The organism is Ramlibacter alkalitolerans, from assembly GCF_016722765.1.
GTDB classification, from domain to species: domain Bacteria; phylum Pseudomonadota; class Gammaproteobacteria; order Burkholderiales; family Burkholderiaceae_C; genus Ramlibacter; species Ramlibacter alkalitolerans.
In genome coordinates this window covers 115,658-128,385 of record NZ_JAEQND010000015.1, presented here as the reverse complement: position 1 = coordinate 128,385, position 12,728 = coordinate 115,658, and the positions used below count along the sequence as shown (strand labels likewise).

Annotated in this window: 14 protein-coding genes; 12 read left to right on the top strand and 2 right to left on the bottom strand. The window is 69.5% G+C overall.

The annotated features are described in order from the left end of the window. The first annotated feature begins 12 nt into the window (after positions 1 to 12). From JI746_RS23705 to JI746_RS23680, 6 genes are all read left to right on the top strand, one after another. On the top strand, positions 13 to 1,185 hold the full coding sequence (locus JI746_RS23705) for an ABC transporter substrate-binding protein (protein WP_201692757.1): 1,173 nt from the start codon (positions 13 to 15) through the stop codon (positions 1,183 to 1,185). 87 nt (positions 1,186 to 1,272) lie between these two features. Then, positions 1,273 to 2,136, top strand: a complete 864-nt coding sequence (locus tag JI746_RS23700; RefSeq protein WP_201692756.1) for a branched-chain amino acid ABC transporter permease — start codon at positions 1,273 to 1,275, stop codon at positions 2,134 to 2,136. Next, a complete protein-coding gene (locus JI746_RS23695) occupies positions 2,133 to 3,095 on the top strand; it encodes a branched-chain amino acid ABC transporter permease (RefSeq protein ID WP_201692755.1) in 963 nt (320 codons plus the stop codon). The genes JI746_RS23700 and JI746_RS23695 overlap by 4 nt, the downstream gene beginning before the upstream one ends. Then, complete coding sequence (locus tag JI746_RS23690; protein ID WP_201692754.1) at positions 3,092 to 3,856, top strand: ABC transporter ATP-binding protein; 765 nt, start codon at positions 3,092 to 3,094, stop codon at positions 3,854 to 3,856. Before JI746_RS23695 ends, JI746_RS23690 begins: the two co-directional genes overlap by 4 nt. Next, a complete protein-coding gene (locus JI746_RS23685; RefSeq protein ID WP_201692753.1) occupies positions 3,849 to 4,553 on the top strand; it encodes an ABC transporter ATP-binding protein in 705 nt (234 codons plus the stop codon). The genes JI746_RS23690 and JI746_RS23685 overlap by 8 nt, the downstream gene beginning before the upstream one ends. Positions 4,554 to 4,557: 4 nt before the next feature. Further along, positions 4,558 to 5,535, top strand: a complete 978-nt coding sequence (locus JI746_RS23680) for a Bug family tripartite tricarboxylate transporter substrate binding protein (RefSeq protein WP_201692752.1) — start codon at positions 4,558 to 4,560, stop codon at positions 5,533 to 5,535. Between the two features lie 186 nt (positions 5,536 to 5,721). Here JI746_RS23680 and JI746_RS23675 read toward each other — a convergent pair whose 3' ends face one another. Next, positions 5,722 to 6,468, bottom strand: coding sequence for a substrate-binding domain-containing protein (locus JI746_RS23675; RefSeq protein ID WP_201692751.1), 747 nt, complete (start codon positions 6,466 to 6,468; stop codon positions 5,722 to 5,724). A gap of 11 nt (positions 6,469 to 6,479) precedes the next feature. Then, positions 6,480 to 7,394, bottom strand: coding sequence for a LysR substrate-binding domain-containing protein (locus JI746_RS23670; RefSeq protein WP_201692750.1), 915 nt, complete (start codon positions 7,392 to 7,394; stop codon positions 6,480 to 6,482). Positions 7,395 to 7,492: 98 nt separating this feature from the next. On the opposite strand from JI746_RS23670, the gene JI746_RS23665 reads away from it, so the two are divergent. From JI746_RS23665 to JI746_RS23645, 6 genes are read left to right on the top strand one after another with little or no spacing between them, the layout of a single operon-like run. Further along, positions 7,493 to 8,182 (top strand): substrate-binding domain-containing protein, encoded by a 690-nt coding sequence (locus JI746_RS23665; protein ID WP_201692749.1) that lies wholly within the window; start codon positions 7,493 to 7,495, stop codon positions 8,180 to 8,182. A gap of 21 nt (positions 8,183 to 8,203) precedes the next feature. Then, complete coding sequence (locus JI746_RS23660; protein ID WP_201692748.1) at positions 8,204 to 9,238, top strand: amidohydrolase family protein; 1,035 nt, start codon at positions 8,204 to 8,206, stop codon at positions 9,236 to 9,238. After that, a complete protein-coding gene (locus JI746_RS28090) occupies positions 9,235 to 9,369 on the top strand; it encodes a hypothetical protein (RefSeq protein WP_269129495.1) in 135 nt (44 codons plus the stop codon). Before JI746_RS23660 ends, JI746_RS28090 begins: the two co-directional genes overlap by 4 nt. Before the next feature lie 18 nt (positions 9,370 to 9,387). Continuing rightward, positions 9,388 to 10,071: a 4-carboxy-4-hydroxy-2-oxoadipate aldolase/oxaloacetate decarboxylase gene (gene ligK / locus JI746_RS23655; RefSeq protein ID WP_201692747.1), complete on the top strand. Its 684-nt coding sequence runs from the start codon at positions 9,388 to 9,390 to the stop codon at positions 10,069 to 10,071. Between the two features lie 4 nt (positions 10,072 to 10,075). Next, on the top strand, positions 10,076 to 11,017 hold the full coding sequence (locus tag JI746_RS23650; protein ID WP_201692746.1) for an amidohydrolase family protein: 942 nt from the start codon (positions 10,076 to 10,078) through the stop codon (positions 11,015 to 11,017). After that, positions 11,018 to 12,718 carry a tannase/feruloyl esterase family alpha/beta hydrolase gene (locus tag JI746_RS23645; protein WP_201692745.1) on the top strand — a complete coding sequence of 567 codons (1,701 nt, stop codon included), beginning with the start codon at positions 11,018 to 11,020 and terminating at the stop codon, positions 12,716 to 12,718. Positions 12,719 to 12,728: the final 10 nt, after the last annotated feature.

Sequence of the window (12,728 nt, the reverse complement as noted above, 5' to 3'; positions counted from 1 at the left end):
AGAACCCAAGCCATGCACAAGAGAACCCTTCTCCAGGCCGCGGCGGCCGCAGCCCTGCTGGGCGCCAGCGGCCTCGCGCCGGCGCAGGACAACGTGTTCAAGATCGGGCTGATCCTGCCCATGACGGGCCAGCAGGCCACCACCGGCCGCCAGATCGAGGCCGCCGCGCGCCTGTGGATGGCGCAGAACGGCGACACGGTCGCCGGCAGGAAGATCCAGCTGATCGTGCGCGACGACACCAGCCTGCCGGACCAGACGCGCCGCCTGGCGCAGGAACTGGTCGTCAACGAGAAGGTGAACGTGCTGGCCGGCATGGGCATCACGCCTTCGGCGCTGGCCGTGGCGCCGATCGCGACCCAGTCGAAGACGCCCCTGGTGGTGATGGCCGCGGCCACCTCCAGCATCACGGAAGCCTCGCCCTACATCGTGCGTTCCAGCTTCACGCTGCCGCAGGTTTCCGTGGCGATGGCGGACTGGGCGCCCAAGAACGGCATCAAGACCGTGGTCACGCTGGTCAGCGACTATGGCCCGGGCCTGGACGCCGAGAAGTACTTCAGCGAGCGCTTCGCCTTCAACGGCGGCAAGGTGCCGGAAAAGCTGCGCGTGCCGCTGCGCAACCCCGACTTCGCGCCCTTCCTGCAGAAGGTGCGCGACCTCAAGCCCGATGCGCTGTTCGTGTTCGTGCCCTCCGGCGCCGGCGCCGCGGTGATGAAGCAGTTCGGCGAGCGCGGCATGGACAAGGCCGGCATCCGGCTGATCGGCACCGGCGACGTGACCGACGACGACCAGCTCAATGACATGGGGGACGTCGCGCTCGGCGTGGTGACCTCGCACCACTACTCGGCCTTCCACCCCTCGCCGGCGAACAAGAAGTTCGTCGCCGAGTTCATGAAGGCCAACAAGAACCTGCGCCCCAATTTCATGGCGGTGGGCGGCTACGACGGCATGCGCGTGATCTACGAAGCATTGAAGAAGAGCGGCGGCAAGGGCGGCGGCGACGCGCTCCTCGCCGCGATGAAGGGCCAGATCTTCGAGAGCCCGCGCGGCCCGGTGTTCATCGACGCCCAGACCCGCGACATCGTCCAGAACGTCTACCTGCGCAAGGTGGAGAAGAAGGACGGCCAGCTCTGGAACGTGGAGTTCGACGTGATCAAGGACGTGAAGGACCCGGGCAAATCCAAGTGAGGTTGAGCGTCAGGCGTTCAGCGTTGAGCGTGAATGCCTGACCCCAGGCTGTTCCACGCTCAACGCTGAACGCTCAACGCTCAACCCATGTTGACCATCCTCTTCGACGGCATCGCCTACGGGATGCTGCTGTTCGTGCTCGCCGTCGGCCTCGCCGTGACCATGGGGCTGATGAACTTCATCAACCTGGCCCACGGCGCCTTCGCCATGGTGGGCGGCTACATCACCGTGCTGCTGATGCAGCGGCTCGACGTGCCCTTCCTCGCCTGCCTGCCGCTTGCCTTCATCGGCAGTGCGCTGCTGGGGGCCGTGCTCGAACGCACGCTGTACCGGCCGCTGTATCGCAAGCCGCACCTGGACCAGGTGCTGTTCTCGATCGGCCTGGTCTTCATGGCGGTCGCCGCCGTGGACTACTACGTCGGCTCGACGCAGCAGATCACGCAGCTGCCCCCCTGGCTCAAGGGGCGCACCGAGATCGGCTCGCTGGGCATGGGGCACTACCGCCTGTTCATCATCGCGGTGTGCGCCGCGCTCACGATCGCGCTGCAGTTCGTGCTGGCGCGCACGCGCTTCGGCAGCCGCCTGCGCGCCTCGGTGGACGACCAGCGCGTGGCCGCGGGCATGGGCATCAACGTCAACCTGGTGTTCCTCTCCACCTTTGCCTTCGGCTCGGGGCTGGCGGGGCTCGGCGGCGCGCTGGGCGCGGAGGTGCTGGGGCTCGACCCCTCGTTCCCGCTCAAGTTCATGATCTATTTCCTGATCGTCGTGGCCGTGGGCGGCACCTCCTCGATCACCGGCCCGCTGCTGGCCGCCCTGCTGCTGGGCGTGGCCGACGTCGCGGGCAAGTACTACATCCCGAAGATGGGCGCCTTCATCGTCTACAGCCTGATGATCGTGATCCTGCTGTGGCGGCCCAACGGCCTGTTCGTGCGGCAAGGCGGCAAGGCATGAGCGCCGGCGGGCAGGGCGACCTGCTGCGCGCCAGCCGCATCCAGCCCTGGGAGCCGGTGGTGTGGCTGCTCGCCTTCGCGGCGCCGCTGCTGTTTCCCTCGCACGCGCTGATGGTCAACGAGATCGCGATCTTCGCGCTGTTCGCCATGTCGCTGGACCTCGTGCTGGGATACGGCGGCATCGTGTCGCTGGGGCATGCCGCGTTCTTCGGCCTCGGCGCCTACGTTTCGGCGCTGTTCTGCAAGCACGTGAACCCCGATCCGCATCTGGGCTTGCTCGTTTCCATGGGCGCGGCGGCGCTGCTGGGGCTGGCGGCCAGCTTCACCGTGCTGCGCGGCAGCGACCTCACGCGGCTGATGGTGACGCTGGGCGTCGCGCTGATCCTGCTGGAACTGGCCAACAAGCTCGACTGGCTCACGGGCGGCACCGACGGCATCCAGGGGCTGATGTTCTCGCCGGTGCTGGGGAGGTTCGAGTTCGACCTGGCGGGCCGCACCGCTTCGTACTACTCGCTCACCGTGCTGCTGGTCCTGTTCCTGCTGGCGCGGCGCATCGTGCATTCGCCCTTCGGCGCCACGCTGCAGGCGATCCGCGACAACCGCCTGCGGGCGATGGCGATCGGCGTGCCGGTGCATGCGCGTCTGGTCGCGATCTACACCGTGGCGGCCGCGATGGCGGGCGCGGCCGGCGCGCTGTTCACGCAGACCTCGGGTTTCGCTTCGCTCGACGTGTTCGAGTTCCACCGTTCCGCCGACACGCTGCTGATGCTGGTGATCGGCGGCGTCGGCTGGCTCTATGGCGGGCTGGCCGGCGCGGTCGTCTTCAAGCTGATGCAGGACTGGATCTCCGGCATCACGCAGCAGTACTGGGGCTTCTGGCTGGGGCTGTTCCTGGTCGTGCTCGTGCTGGTCGGGCGCGAGCGGCTGCTCAAGCCGTGGACCTGGTGGAGGAAGTCATGAACGAGGTCGTGCTTTCCTGCCAGGGGCTCGCCAAGCGCTTCGGCGGCATCGTCGCCACCAACGACGTGAGCCTCGAACTGAGGCGCGGCGCACGCCACGCGCTGATCGGCCCGAACGGCGCCGGCAAGACGACGCTGGTCAACCTGCTCACCGGCGTGCTGGAGCCGACCGCCGGCCGCATCACGCTGGAGGGGCAGGACATCTCGCGGCTGGCGCCGCACCAGCGCGTGCGGCGCGGCATGGTGCGCACCTTCCAGATCAACCAGCTGTTCGCGTCCATGACGCCGCTGCAGACGCTGGCCCTGGTGGTCTCGCAGCAGCGCGGGCTCGGCGCGCGCTGGTGGCCGGCGCTGGGGCGGGACCGCGGCGTCGCGGAGCGGGCGCAGCAGCTGCTGGAGCAGTTCCACCTGGCCGAAGTGGCCCACCAGCAGACCGGCCATCTCGCCTACGGCAAGCGCCGCCTGCTGGAGATCGCGATCGCGCTGGCCTGCGAGCCGCGCGTGCTGCTGCTGGACGAGCCGGTGGCGGGCGTGCCCGCCGGCGAGCGCGAGGAACTGCTGCAGACGGTGGCGGCGCTGCCCGCGGAAGTCTCCGTGCTGCTGATCGAACACGACATGGACCTGGTCTTCAGCTTCGCCGACCGCATGACGGTGCTGGTGAACGGCGCCGTGCTCACCGAGGGAACGCCGGACGAGATCGCGGCCAACCCGCAGGTCAAGGCGGTCTACCTCGGTTACGAGAACGAGGCGATCCATGTCTGAACTGCTGCGCGTCGAGAACCTCAGCGCCGGTTACGGCGAGGCCGTGGTGCTGCACGAGGTCTCGTTCGCGCTGGGGCAGGGCGAGACGCTCGCCCTGCTGGGGCGCAACGGCACCGGCAAGACGACCCTGATCAATACGCTGGCCGGCGCCACCCGCCAGCATGCCGGCAGCATCGCGCTCGCCGGCGTGGCGCTGCACAGGCTGCCCTCGCACGAGCGCGCGCAAGCCGGCATCGGCTGGGTGCCGCAGGAGCGCAACATCTTCAAGTCGCTCACGGTGCACGAGAACCTCACCGCGGTGGCGCGCCCGGGCGCGTGGACGCCGCAGCGCGTCTACGAGATGTTCCCGCGGCTGGCCGAGCGCAAGGCCAATCTCGGCACGCAGCTCTCGGGCGGCGAGCAGCAGATGCTGGCCATGGGGCGCGCGCTGGTGGTGAACCCCAAGCTGCTGCTGCTCGACGAGCCGCTGGAGGGCCTCGCGCCCATCATCGTGAGCGAGCTGCTGCGGGCCATCGCGCGCATCACGCGCGAGGAAGGCCTGTCCGCCATCATCGTGGAGCAGCATCCGCTGGCGATCCTCGACATCTCGCACAGCGCGATCGTGCTGGACCACGGCACCGTGGTGCACGCGGACGCAGCGCAGCGCCTGCGCAACGATCCCGCGCTGCTGGACCGGCTGCTGGGTGTGGCACGATAGTCCGATGATCTTTCGCAGGAGACTGGCACTGGCGGGCCTGGCCACCGCGCTGGCCACGCCCTGGCTTGCCGCGCAGGGCCGCTGGCCCGCAAGGCCGATCCGCATCGTGGTGCCTTTCGGCGCCGGTGGCGTCGCCGACCTCACCGCGCGCGCGGTGGGGCAGCAGCTCGGGGCGCAACTCGGGCAAAGCGTGGTGATCGACAACCGGCCCGGCGCCGGCGGCGTGACGGCCGGCAACCTCGTGGCGCAGGCGGAGCCGGACGGCTACACGCTGCTTCTCATGAGCAATGGCACCGCCGTGAGCGAGGGGCTGTTCCACAAGCTCCCGTTTTCGGCCCGGAAGGACTTCGCGCCGATCTCGATGCTGGGCACGTTCGACATGGCGCTGGTGGTGCCGGAGAACTCGCGCCTGCGCACGCTGGCCGACCTGCTCGCCGACGCGAAGGCGAACCCCGGCAAGCTGAATGTCGCGACCGTCGCGATCGGCAGCACGCAGAACCTGGCGGCCGAACTGTTCAAGACCACGGCCGGCATCGATGTCCAGGTCGTGCCCTTCAACGGCACGCCCGCGGTGATCACCGCCTTGCGCGGCGGCTCGGTGGACGCGGCCGTCGAAATCCTCGCACCGCTGAGGCCCCAGATGGCCTCGAAGGCGTTGCGCGCGCTGGCCACCTTCGGCGACAAGCGGCCCACCGGCCTGCCCGAGGTGCCCACCGCGGCGGAGTCGGGCGGCACCCTGGCGAACCTGCGCGTCGCTTCGTGGAATGCGCTGGCGGCGCCGGCCGGCACGCCCGCGCCCGTGCTGCTGCGCCTGAACGCGGAGCTGAAGAAGGCGCTCGCCACGCCGGCACTGCGCAGGAAGCTCGCGGACCTGAACGTCGACGCGCGCTGGAGCACGCCCGAGGACCTGGGCAACCTGCTCGCCAGCGAGATCCGGCGCTGGAGCGACGTCATTGCCCGCGCGAAGATCCCGCGCCAGTGAAGGACGACGAGCGACCCGGCCATCTCCGAAATGGGTCCTAGGGTTTCCTCGCTTGCACAATTGCTCTGGCAATCTGTATGGCGTTGACCCCGGTCAAGGTGCAGCCCGACAGCAGGCCTACGATGGCTTCCAAGAGGGGGCAGGGAGGTTTCCCGGCGCCGGAGCCGGCAGGTTCCGACCCTCTCCTCAGGGCGTCTCCATCCCCTTGGCCCTGAGGATTTGCGCGGCCTGCGGGCTGCGCAAGGCCGCCAGCAGCTCCCGGGCTGCGGCGGCCTCTTTCGTGGCCGCCGCCAGCGCGCCTGCATACACGGTGTAGTTCTGGATCTCCGCCGGCAAGGGGCCGACCAGCACCGCATCCGGCACCGCCAGGATCTCGCTGATCTGGTGGATGCCGACCTCGGCACTGCCGTCCACCACCCGCGTCGCGACCAGGCCGCCCGGCACCAGCACCGCCTTGGCGCGCACCTGCGGCGCGATGCCCCAGCGCTCGAACAGGCGATCGAGGTAGATCCCGCTGGAGCCGCCCGCCGCGGGATCGATGTAGGCGACCGACCGCGCATTCAGCAGCAGCGAACGGAAGGCGTCGACGCTGGCGATGTCCGGCAGCGGCGCGCCGCGCCGCACTGCGACGCCGATGGCGACGCGCGCCAGCGGCACCGGTTCCGCGGCCGCCAGCTTGCCGGCCTCCTGCAGCGGCTTGAGCGATGCCGGGCTGGAGAACACCACGTCGAAAGCCTCGCCGCCGGCGATGCGCTTGCGCAGTCCGCCGGCCGTGTCGTTCTCGATGCGCAGCCGGTGGCCGGTCTGCTGCTCGAACGCGGGCTGCAGTGCCACGAGCACGGGCTTGAAGGCGCCCGCGCTCAGGACCTTCAGTTCCGCCGCGGCGACGGCCTGCGCCGCGAAGGCGCAGGCCAGGGCGAACAGCAAGCGCATCGTCGTTCTCCTCACAGGGCATGCGCCACGACCGCGGGGGCCCGGGCGCGGATCAGGTCCAGCGTCGCCTTCTGCACCGGCGTGGCCGGCCGCTGCAGGCTGGTGGCCAGCGACAGGCGGATGCGCAGCGGCGGCGTGCCGATCGCCCGCGTCGTGTAGGCGGAAGGCCGCGGCGAGTTGAGCACCGCATTGCGCGAGAGGATGGCACAACCGGCGCCATCGAGCACGAGGTCCAGGATGGCGAACACGCCGTCGATCTCCAGCGCCACGTTCGGCCGGCAGCCGATGTCCGCCATCTGCGCCTCGACGTGCATGCGGATCGCGTTGGGCCGCGTCGGGATCACCAGCGGCAACTGCGCCACCTCCGCCAGCGGGATCGGCCCCGGCGGCGGGTCTTCCGGCAGCCCGGGAGGCCGCGCCTGCACCAGCATGAGTTCCTCTTCCAGCAGCGGCCCCAGGTCCAGCTCGCGCGAGGGCTGGGCGTTGTAGAGCACCGCGATGTCGAGCCGGCCGCTCACCAGGCCTTCCTGCAGGCCGCTGGACAAGCCTTCGCTGATCGACAGCCGCGCCTCGGGCCACTGCTCGCGGAAGGCGCGCGTGAGCGGCACCGTCAGCACCCGCGCCACGCTGCTGGGCAGGCCCACGGCGACACGGCCCGCGAGGCCGCCGCGCAGGCGGCCGAGGTCCTCCCGCGCGCGTTCGACCTGGTACAGGATGCCGCGCCCGTGCTCCAGCAGCAGCTTGCCGGCTTCGGTGGGCACGGCGCCGCGGCCGTTGCGCACCAGCAGGTTCTGGCGCAGTTCGACTTCCAGCAGCCGCACCTGTCGGCTCAAGGCCGGCTGGGCGACGTCGAGCTCGATCGCGGCGCGCGTGAAGCTGCCCAGCTCGGCGACGCGAACGAAGTACTCCAGCTGCTTGAGGTCCATGAATCCGAATACCTTGCGTTTGATTATGCCGAAGCGCTATAGCTGCTAGACATCCCCTCCGCTGTCGCGGCCGGACGTCCGCGCCCACAATCCGCGCCATGACTGCGACGCTCCAGGGCATTTCCTCGATGGCGACCCGCCAGGTGCTCAACGAACTGGCGCAGGCCTACGGGCAGCGCACGGGGCACAAGGTCGTCGTGGAATCCGTCGGTGGCGTCGATGCCGCCCGGCGCGTCGCGGCCGGCGAGCGCTTCGATTTCGTCGTGCTCGCCGCTGATGCGATCGACAAGCTGCTCGCGGGCGGGCAGGCCGTGGCCGGCAGCCGCGTCGACCTGGTCGAATCGGGCGTCGCCATTGCCGTGAAAGAGGGCGCGCCGCGCGCGGACATCTCCAGCGAGGAAGCCCTCAGGCGCGCAGTGCTCGCCGCCGAAACGGTGGGCTATTCCACCGGCCCCAGCGGCGTGGCGCTGGTGAAGCTGTTCGAGCGCTGGGACATCGCGCAGGACCTGCAGGGCAGGCTGGTGCAGGCGCCGCCGGGGGTGCCGGTCGGCGCGCTGGTCGCGCGCGGCGACGTGGCGCTGGGCTTCCAGCAACTGAGCGAACTGATCCACCTCGAAGGCATCACGATCCTCGGCCCGATGCCGCTCGCCGTGCAGATCAACACCATCTTCGCCGGCGCGCTGTGCGCCACCTCGCAGCAGCCCGATGCCGTACGCGCGCTGCTGGCCTTCATGGCCTCGCCCGATGCCGCCGCGCCCAAGCGCCGCAACGGCATGGAGCCGGCCTGACCCCACCGACCAGGGAAACCCATGAGCCTCATCATCGATTGCCACGGCCACTACACCACGGCGCCCAAGCAGCTGGAGGCGTGGCGCAACCGGCAGATCGCCGGCATCCAGGACCCTTCGCAAAAGCCGAAGCTTGCGGAGCTGCAGATCGGCGACGACGACATCCGCGAGTCGATCGCCAGCAACCAGCTGCGCCTGATGAAGGAGCGCGGCAACGACCTGACGCTGTTCTCGCCGCGCGCGAGCTTCATGGCGCACCACATCGGCGACTTCGAGGTCTCCAGCACCTGGGCGGCGATCTGCAACGAGCTGTGCCACCGCGTCGCGCAGCTGTTCCCCGAGTACTTCGTGCCGGTCGCGATGCTGCCGCAGTCGCCCGGCGTGGACCCGAAGACCTGCATCCCCGAGATGGAGAAGTGCATCCGCGAATACGGCGCGGTCGGCATCAACCTGAACCCCGACCCGTCGGGCGGCCACTGGAAGGAGCCCCCGCTGACGGACAGGTGGTGGTACCCGATCTACGAGAAGATGGTGGAGTACGACGTGCCCGCCATGATCCACGTGTCGACCTCGTGCAACCCCTGCTTCCACACCACGGGCGCGCACTACATCAACGCCGACACGACGGCGTTCATGCAGCTGATCCAGGGCGACCTGTTCAAGGACTTCCCGCAGCTGCGCTTCATCATCCCGCACGGCGGCGGCGCGGTGCCGTACCACTGGGGCCGCTACCGCGGCCTGGCGCAGGAGATGAAGCGCCCGCTGCTCGATACGCACGTGATGAACAACGTGTTCTTCGACACCTGCGTCTACCACCAGCCGGGCATCGACCTGCTGAACACCGTGATCCCGGTGAAGAACGTCCTGTTCGCCTCCGAGATGATCGGCGCCGTGCGCGGCATCGACCCGACCACCGGCAACTACTACGACGACACGAAGCGCTACATCGACGCCTCGACGATCCTGTCCGCCGAGGACAAGCACGCGATCTTCGAAGCGAACACGCGCCGCGTGTTTCCGCGGCTGGATGCGCAGCTGAAGCAGCGCGGGAAGTGAAGACCGAAAGCGGTAACGCAAAAACCGCAAAAGAAGCGCAAAAGCCGCAAAAGAACATCAAGGTTCTTCCTGCTCCTCCTTTTTGCGGCTTTTGCGAAACCTTTGCGGCTTTTGCGTTCTGGTTGTCCTGAATCCTGGAGAAGCAAACCATGTATGAACTAGGCGTCGTCTACCGCAACATCCAGCGGGCGGAGCGCGAAGTGGCCGATGCGCTGGCGCAGTTCGGCGCGTCCACCGTGCACGAGGCCATGGGCCGGGTCGGCCTCATGAAGCCGTACATGCGCCCGATCTACCCCGGCGCGCAGGTCTCCGGCACAGCAGTCACCGTGCTGCTGCACCCCGGCGACAACTGGATGCTGCACGTCGTCGCGGAGCAGATCCGGCCGGGCGACATCGTCGTGGCCGCCTGCACCGCCGACAACACCGACGGTTTCTTCGGCGACCTGCTGGCCACCTCGTTCCAGGCCCGCGGCGCGCGTGCCCTGGTGATCGACGCCGGCTGCCGCGACGTGCGCACCCTCACGCAGATGGGCTTCCCGGTCTGGAGCAAGGCCATCAGCTCCAAGGGGACGGTCAAGTCCACCCTCGGTTCGGTGAACATCCCCGTCGTGTGCGCCGGCGCCTGGGTGACCCCGGGCGACGTGATCGTGGCCGACGACGACGGCGTGGTCTGCGTGCCGGCCGCGATGGCGAAGAAGGTGCTCGACGCCGCCACGGCGCGCGAAGCCAACGAAGGCGAGAAGCGCGCCAGGCTGGCTTCCGGCGTGCTGGGGCTGGACATGTACAAGATGCGCGAGCCGCTGGAAAAGGCCGGCCTGCGCTACATCGACTGAGACCATGAGCAAACCCACCACGGGCCCCTTCGAGAAGACACCTGGCTGGCTGGACTGGTACGCCGGCCCGAGCAAGCCGCAGTTCGTCCTGCCCCCCGACAGCGTCGACGCGCACTGCCACGTGTTCGGCCCCGGCGCCCGCTTCCCCTACGCCCCCGAGCGCAAGTACACGCCGTGCGACGCCAGCAGGGAGCAGCTGTTCGCGCTGCGCGACCACCTGGGCTTCACCCGCAACGTGATCGTCCAGGCGACCTGCCACGGCGCCGACAACCGCGCGCTGCTCGATGCCCTGGAACATTCGGACGACCGCGCGCGCGGCGTGGCGACGGTCCGCCGCAGCGTGACCGACCAGGAACTGCAGGACATGCACCGCGCCGGGGTCCGCGGCGTGCGCTTCAACTTCGTCAAGCGGCTGGTGGACTTCACGCCCAAGGACGAACTGCTGGAGATCGCCGCCCGCATCGCGCCGCTCGGCTGGCACGTGGTGATCTATTTCGAGGCGGTGGACCTGCCCGAGCTGTGGGACTTCTTCACCAGCCTGCCGACCACGGTGGTGGTGGACCACATGGGCCGGCCGGACGTGAGCAAGCCGGTCGACGGCCCCGAGTTCGAACTGTTCCTGAGGTTCATGCGCGAGCACCCGAACGTCTGGAGCAAGGTGAGCTGCCCCGAGCGCCTGTCGGTCTCGGGTCCGCCGGCGCTGGACGGCGAACGCAACGCCTACCGCGACGTGGTGCCCTTCGCCCGCAAGGTGGTCGAGTCCTTCCCCGACCGCGTCCTGTGGGGAACCGACTGGCCGCACCCGAACCTGAAGAACCACATGCCCGACGACGGCCTGCTGGTGGACTTCATCCCGCACATCGCCGTCACGCCGGAGCTGCAGCGCAAGCTGCTGGTCGAGAACCCCAACCGGCTGTACTGGCCCGACGAGATCGAAGGAGGCTGAATGAAGAAGCTCCTTGGCCTGCTCCTCGCGTGCCTGCTGGCCGGCTGCGCGACGGCGCCGGCCCCGACCTCGGCCCCAGCGGCCAGCGCTGCCGCCATCGCGGCGGACCTGATCGCCAACTGCTCGCGCCTGCTCGGAAGGACGATTCCGGCGTCGGAGATCGGCATCCCCAGTGGCGCCGCGAGGATCACCGGCGCCGTGCCCGAGGAGGCCTCCCGGCTCGCCGTCGCCGACCGCGCGTCGAGCCCGGCGGCGGCCGTGCGGCCGGCGCTGCCGCGGCACTGCAAGGTGGAGGGCCGCATCTCCCCGCTCAATGCGCAGGCGCCCGACATCCTGTTCCAGGTCAACCTGCCGCTGCAGTGGAACGGCCGCTCGGTCCAGTACGGCGGCGGCGGCTTCAACGGAACGATCGTCTCCGGCGAACTGCTGCTGCCGGCGCAGCCCTTCGACCAGCCGCCGCCGCTGGCGCAGGGTTACGTGACCTACGGAACGGACTCGGGCCACCAGCACGTCATCCTGCGCAGTCCGCCCCAGGCCTTCGCCCTGAACGACGAGGCGCTGGTGAACTTCGCCCATGCCTCGTACAAGAAGGTGCGCGATGTCGCGGTCTCCATCATGAAGACGGTGTACGGCCGCGCGCCGGAGAAGATGTACTTCGTCGGCAGCTCCGAAGGCGGGCGCGAAGGCCTCGCCATGGCGCAGCGCTATCCGGCCGATTTCGACGGCATCTTCAGCCGCGTGCCCGTCATCGAGTGGACCGGCCTGCAGCACGCCGGGCTGCGCGACGGACTGGCGCTCCTGAACGGCGGCTGGATGAACCACGAGCACGTGCAGCTGGTCCACGACGCCGTGCTGGCGGCGTGCGACGCCGCCGATGGCGCGGCCGACGGCATCGTGTCGGACCCGGTGGGCTGCCGCAGCCGCTTCGACGTGACGAAGCTGCGCTGCGCCGGCAAGGCAGCCGCCAACTGCCTCACCGACGCGCAGATCCGCGCCGTGCAGACGCTGCATGCGCGCCTGGACCTCGGCGTCGAACTCGCCAACGGCTTGCGCAGCTATCCGGGCCGCGGACCCAGCGGCGAAGCCACGCACGCGGGCGGTTCGGCCGGCGGCTGGGAAGCCTGGTGGACCGGCAGCCGCAGCCCCGACATTCCGCCGGTGCCTGCCAACGGCATCGCCTGGAGCTTCGGCGCGGGCGCGATCCAGTACTTCTACGCCCGCGACCCCCATGCGGACGTGCGCAGCTACAAGGCAGCCGACCATGCGGCGCGGGTGCGCGCAGTGTCGGCGCTGATGGACGCCACCAACCCCGACCTGTCCGCGTTCCAGGCCCACGGCGGCAAGCTGATCCTGCTGGAAAACCTCGGCGACTACGCGCAGAGCCCTTATGCGGGCATCGCCTACCACGAGGCGGTGGTGCAGCGCCTGGGCCGCGCCACGGCCGACCGGTTCTTCAAGCTCTATACGGCACCCAACGTGGACCACGTGGGCACCGGCGCTCCGGGCAACGCCGACATCTTTCCGGCGCTGGTCGCGTGGGTCGAGCAGGGTCGCGCTCCCGCCGGCCTGGTGCTGGTCGAACAGGATGTGCGGCCGCCATTCAAGGTGACGCGCAGCCGGCCGCTGTGCGAGTGGCCGCAGTTCCCGCACTACCGCGGCGGCGACATGGACAAGGCAGGCAGCTTCGCCTGCGCGCAGTGAGAAAGGGGAG

Excerpts from the sequence above, each read along its gene's own strand:
- JI746_RS23645 (WP_201692745.1), top strand. The coding sequence starts at position 11,018 with ATGAAGAAGCTCCTTGGCCTGCTCCTCGCGTGCCTGCTGGCCGGCTGC.
- JI746_RS23700 (WP_201692756.1), top strand. The coding sequence starts at position 1,273 with ATGTTGACCATCCTCTTCGACGGCATCGCCTACGGGATGCTGCTGTTC.
- JI746_RS23675 (WP_201692751.1), bottom strand. The coding sequence starts at position 6,468 with ATGCGCTTGCTGTTCGCCCTGGCCTGCGCCTTCGCGGCGCAGGCCGTC.
- JI746_RS23650 (WP_201692746.1), top strand. The coding sequence starts at position 10,076 with ATGAGCAAACCCACCACGGGCCCCTTCGAGAAGACACCTGGCTGGCTG.
- JI746_RS23705 (WP_201692757.1), top strand. The coding sequence starts at position 13 with ATGCACAAGAGAACCCTTCTCCAGGCCGCGGCGGCCGCAGCCCTGCTG.
- ligK (WP_201692747.1), top strand. The coding sequence starts at position 9,388 with ATGTATGAACTAGGCGTCGTCTACCGCAACATCCAGCGGGCGGAGCGC.
- JI746_RS23660 (WP_201692748.1), top strand. The coding sequence starts at position 8,204 with ATGAGCCTCATCATCGATTGCCACGGCCACTACACCACGGCGCCCAAG.
- JI746_RS23665 (WP_201692749.1), top strand. The coding sequence starts at position 7,493 with ATGACTGCGACGCTCCAGGGCATTTCCTCGATGGCGACCCGCCAGGTG.
- JI746_RS23685 (WP_201692753.1), top strand. The coding sequence starts at position 3,849 with ATGTCTGAACTGCTGCGCGTCGAGAACCTCAGCGCCGGTTACGGCGAG.
- JI746_RS23695 (WP_201692755.1), top strand. The coding sequence starts at position 2,133 with ATGAGCGCCGGCGGGCAGGGCGACCTGCTGCGCGCCAGCCGCATCCAG.
- JI746_RS23690 (WP_201692754.1), top strand. The coding sequence starts at position 3,092 with ATGAACGAGGTCGTGCTTTCCTGCCAGGGGCTCGCCAAGCGCTTCGGC.
- JI746_RS23680 (WP_201692752.1), top strand. The coding sequence starts at position 4,558 with ATGATCTTTCGCAGGAGACTGGCACTGGCGGGCCTGGCCACCGCGCTG.
- JI746_RS23670 (WP_201692750.1), bottom strand. The coding sequence starts at position 7,394 with ATGGACCTCAAGCAGCTGGAGTACTTCGTTCGCGTCGCCGAGCTGGGC.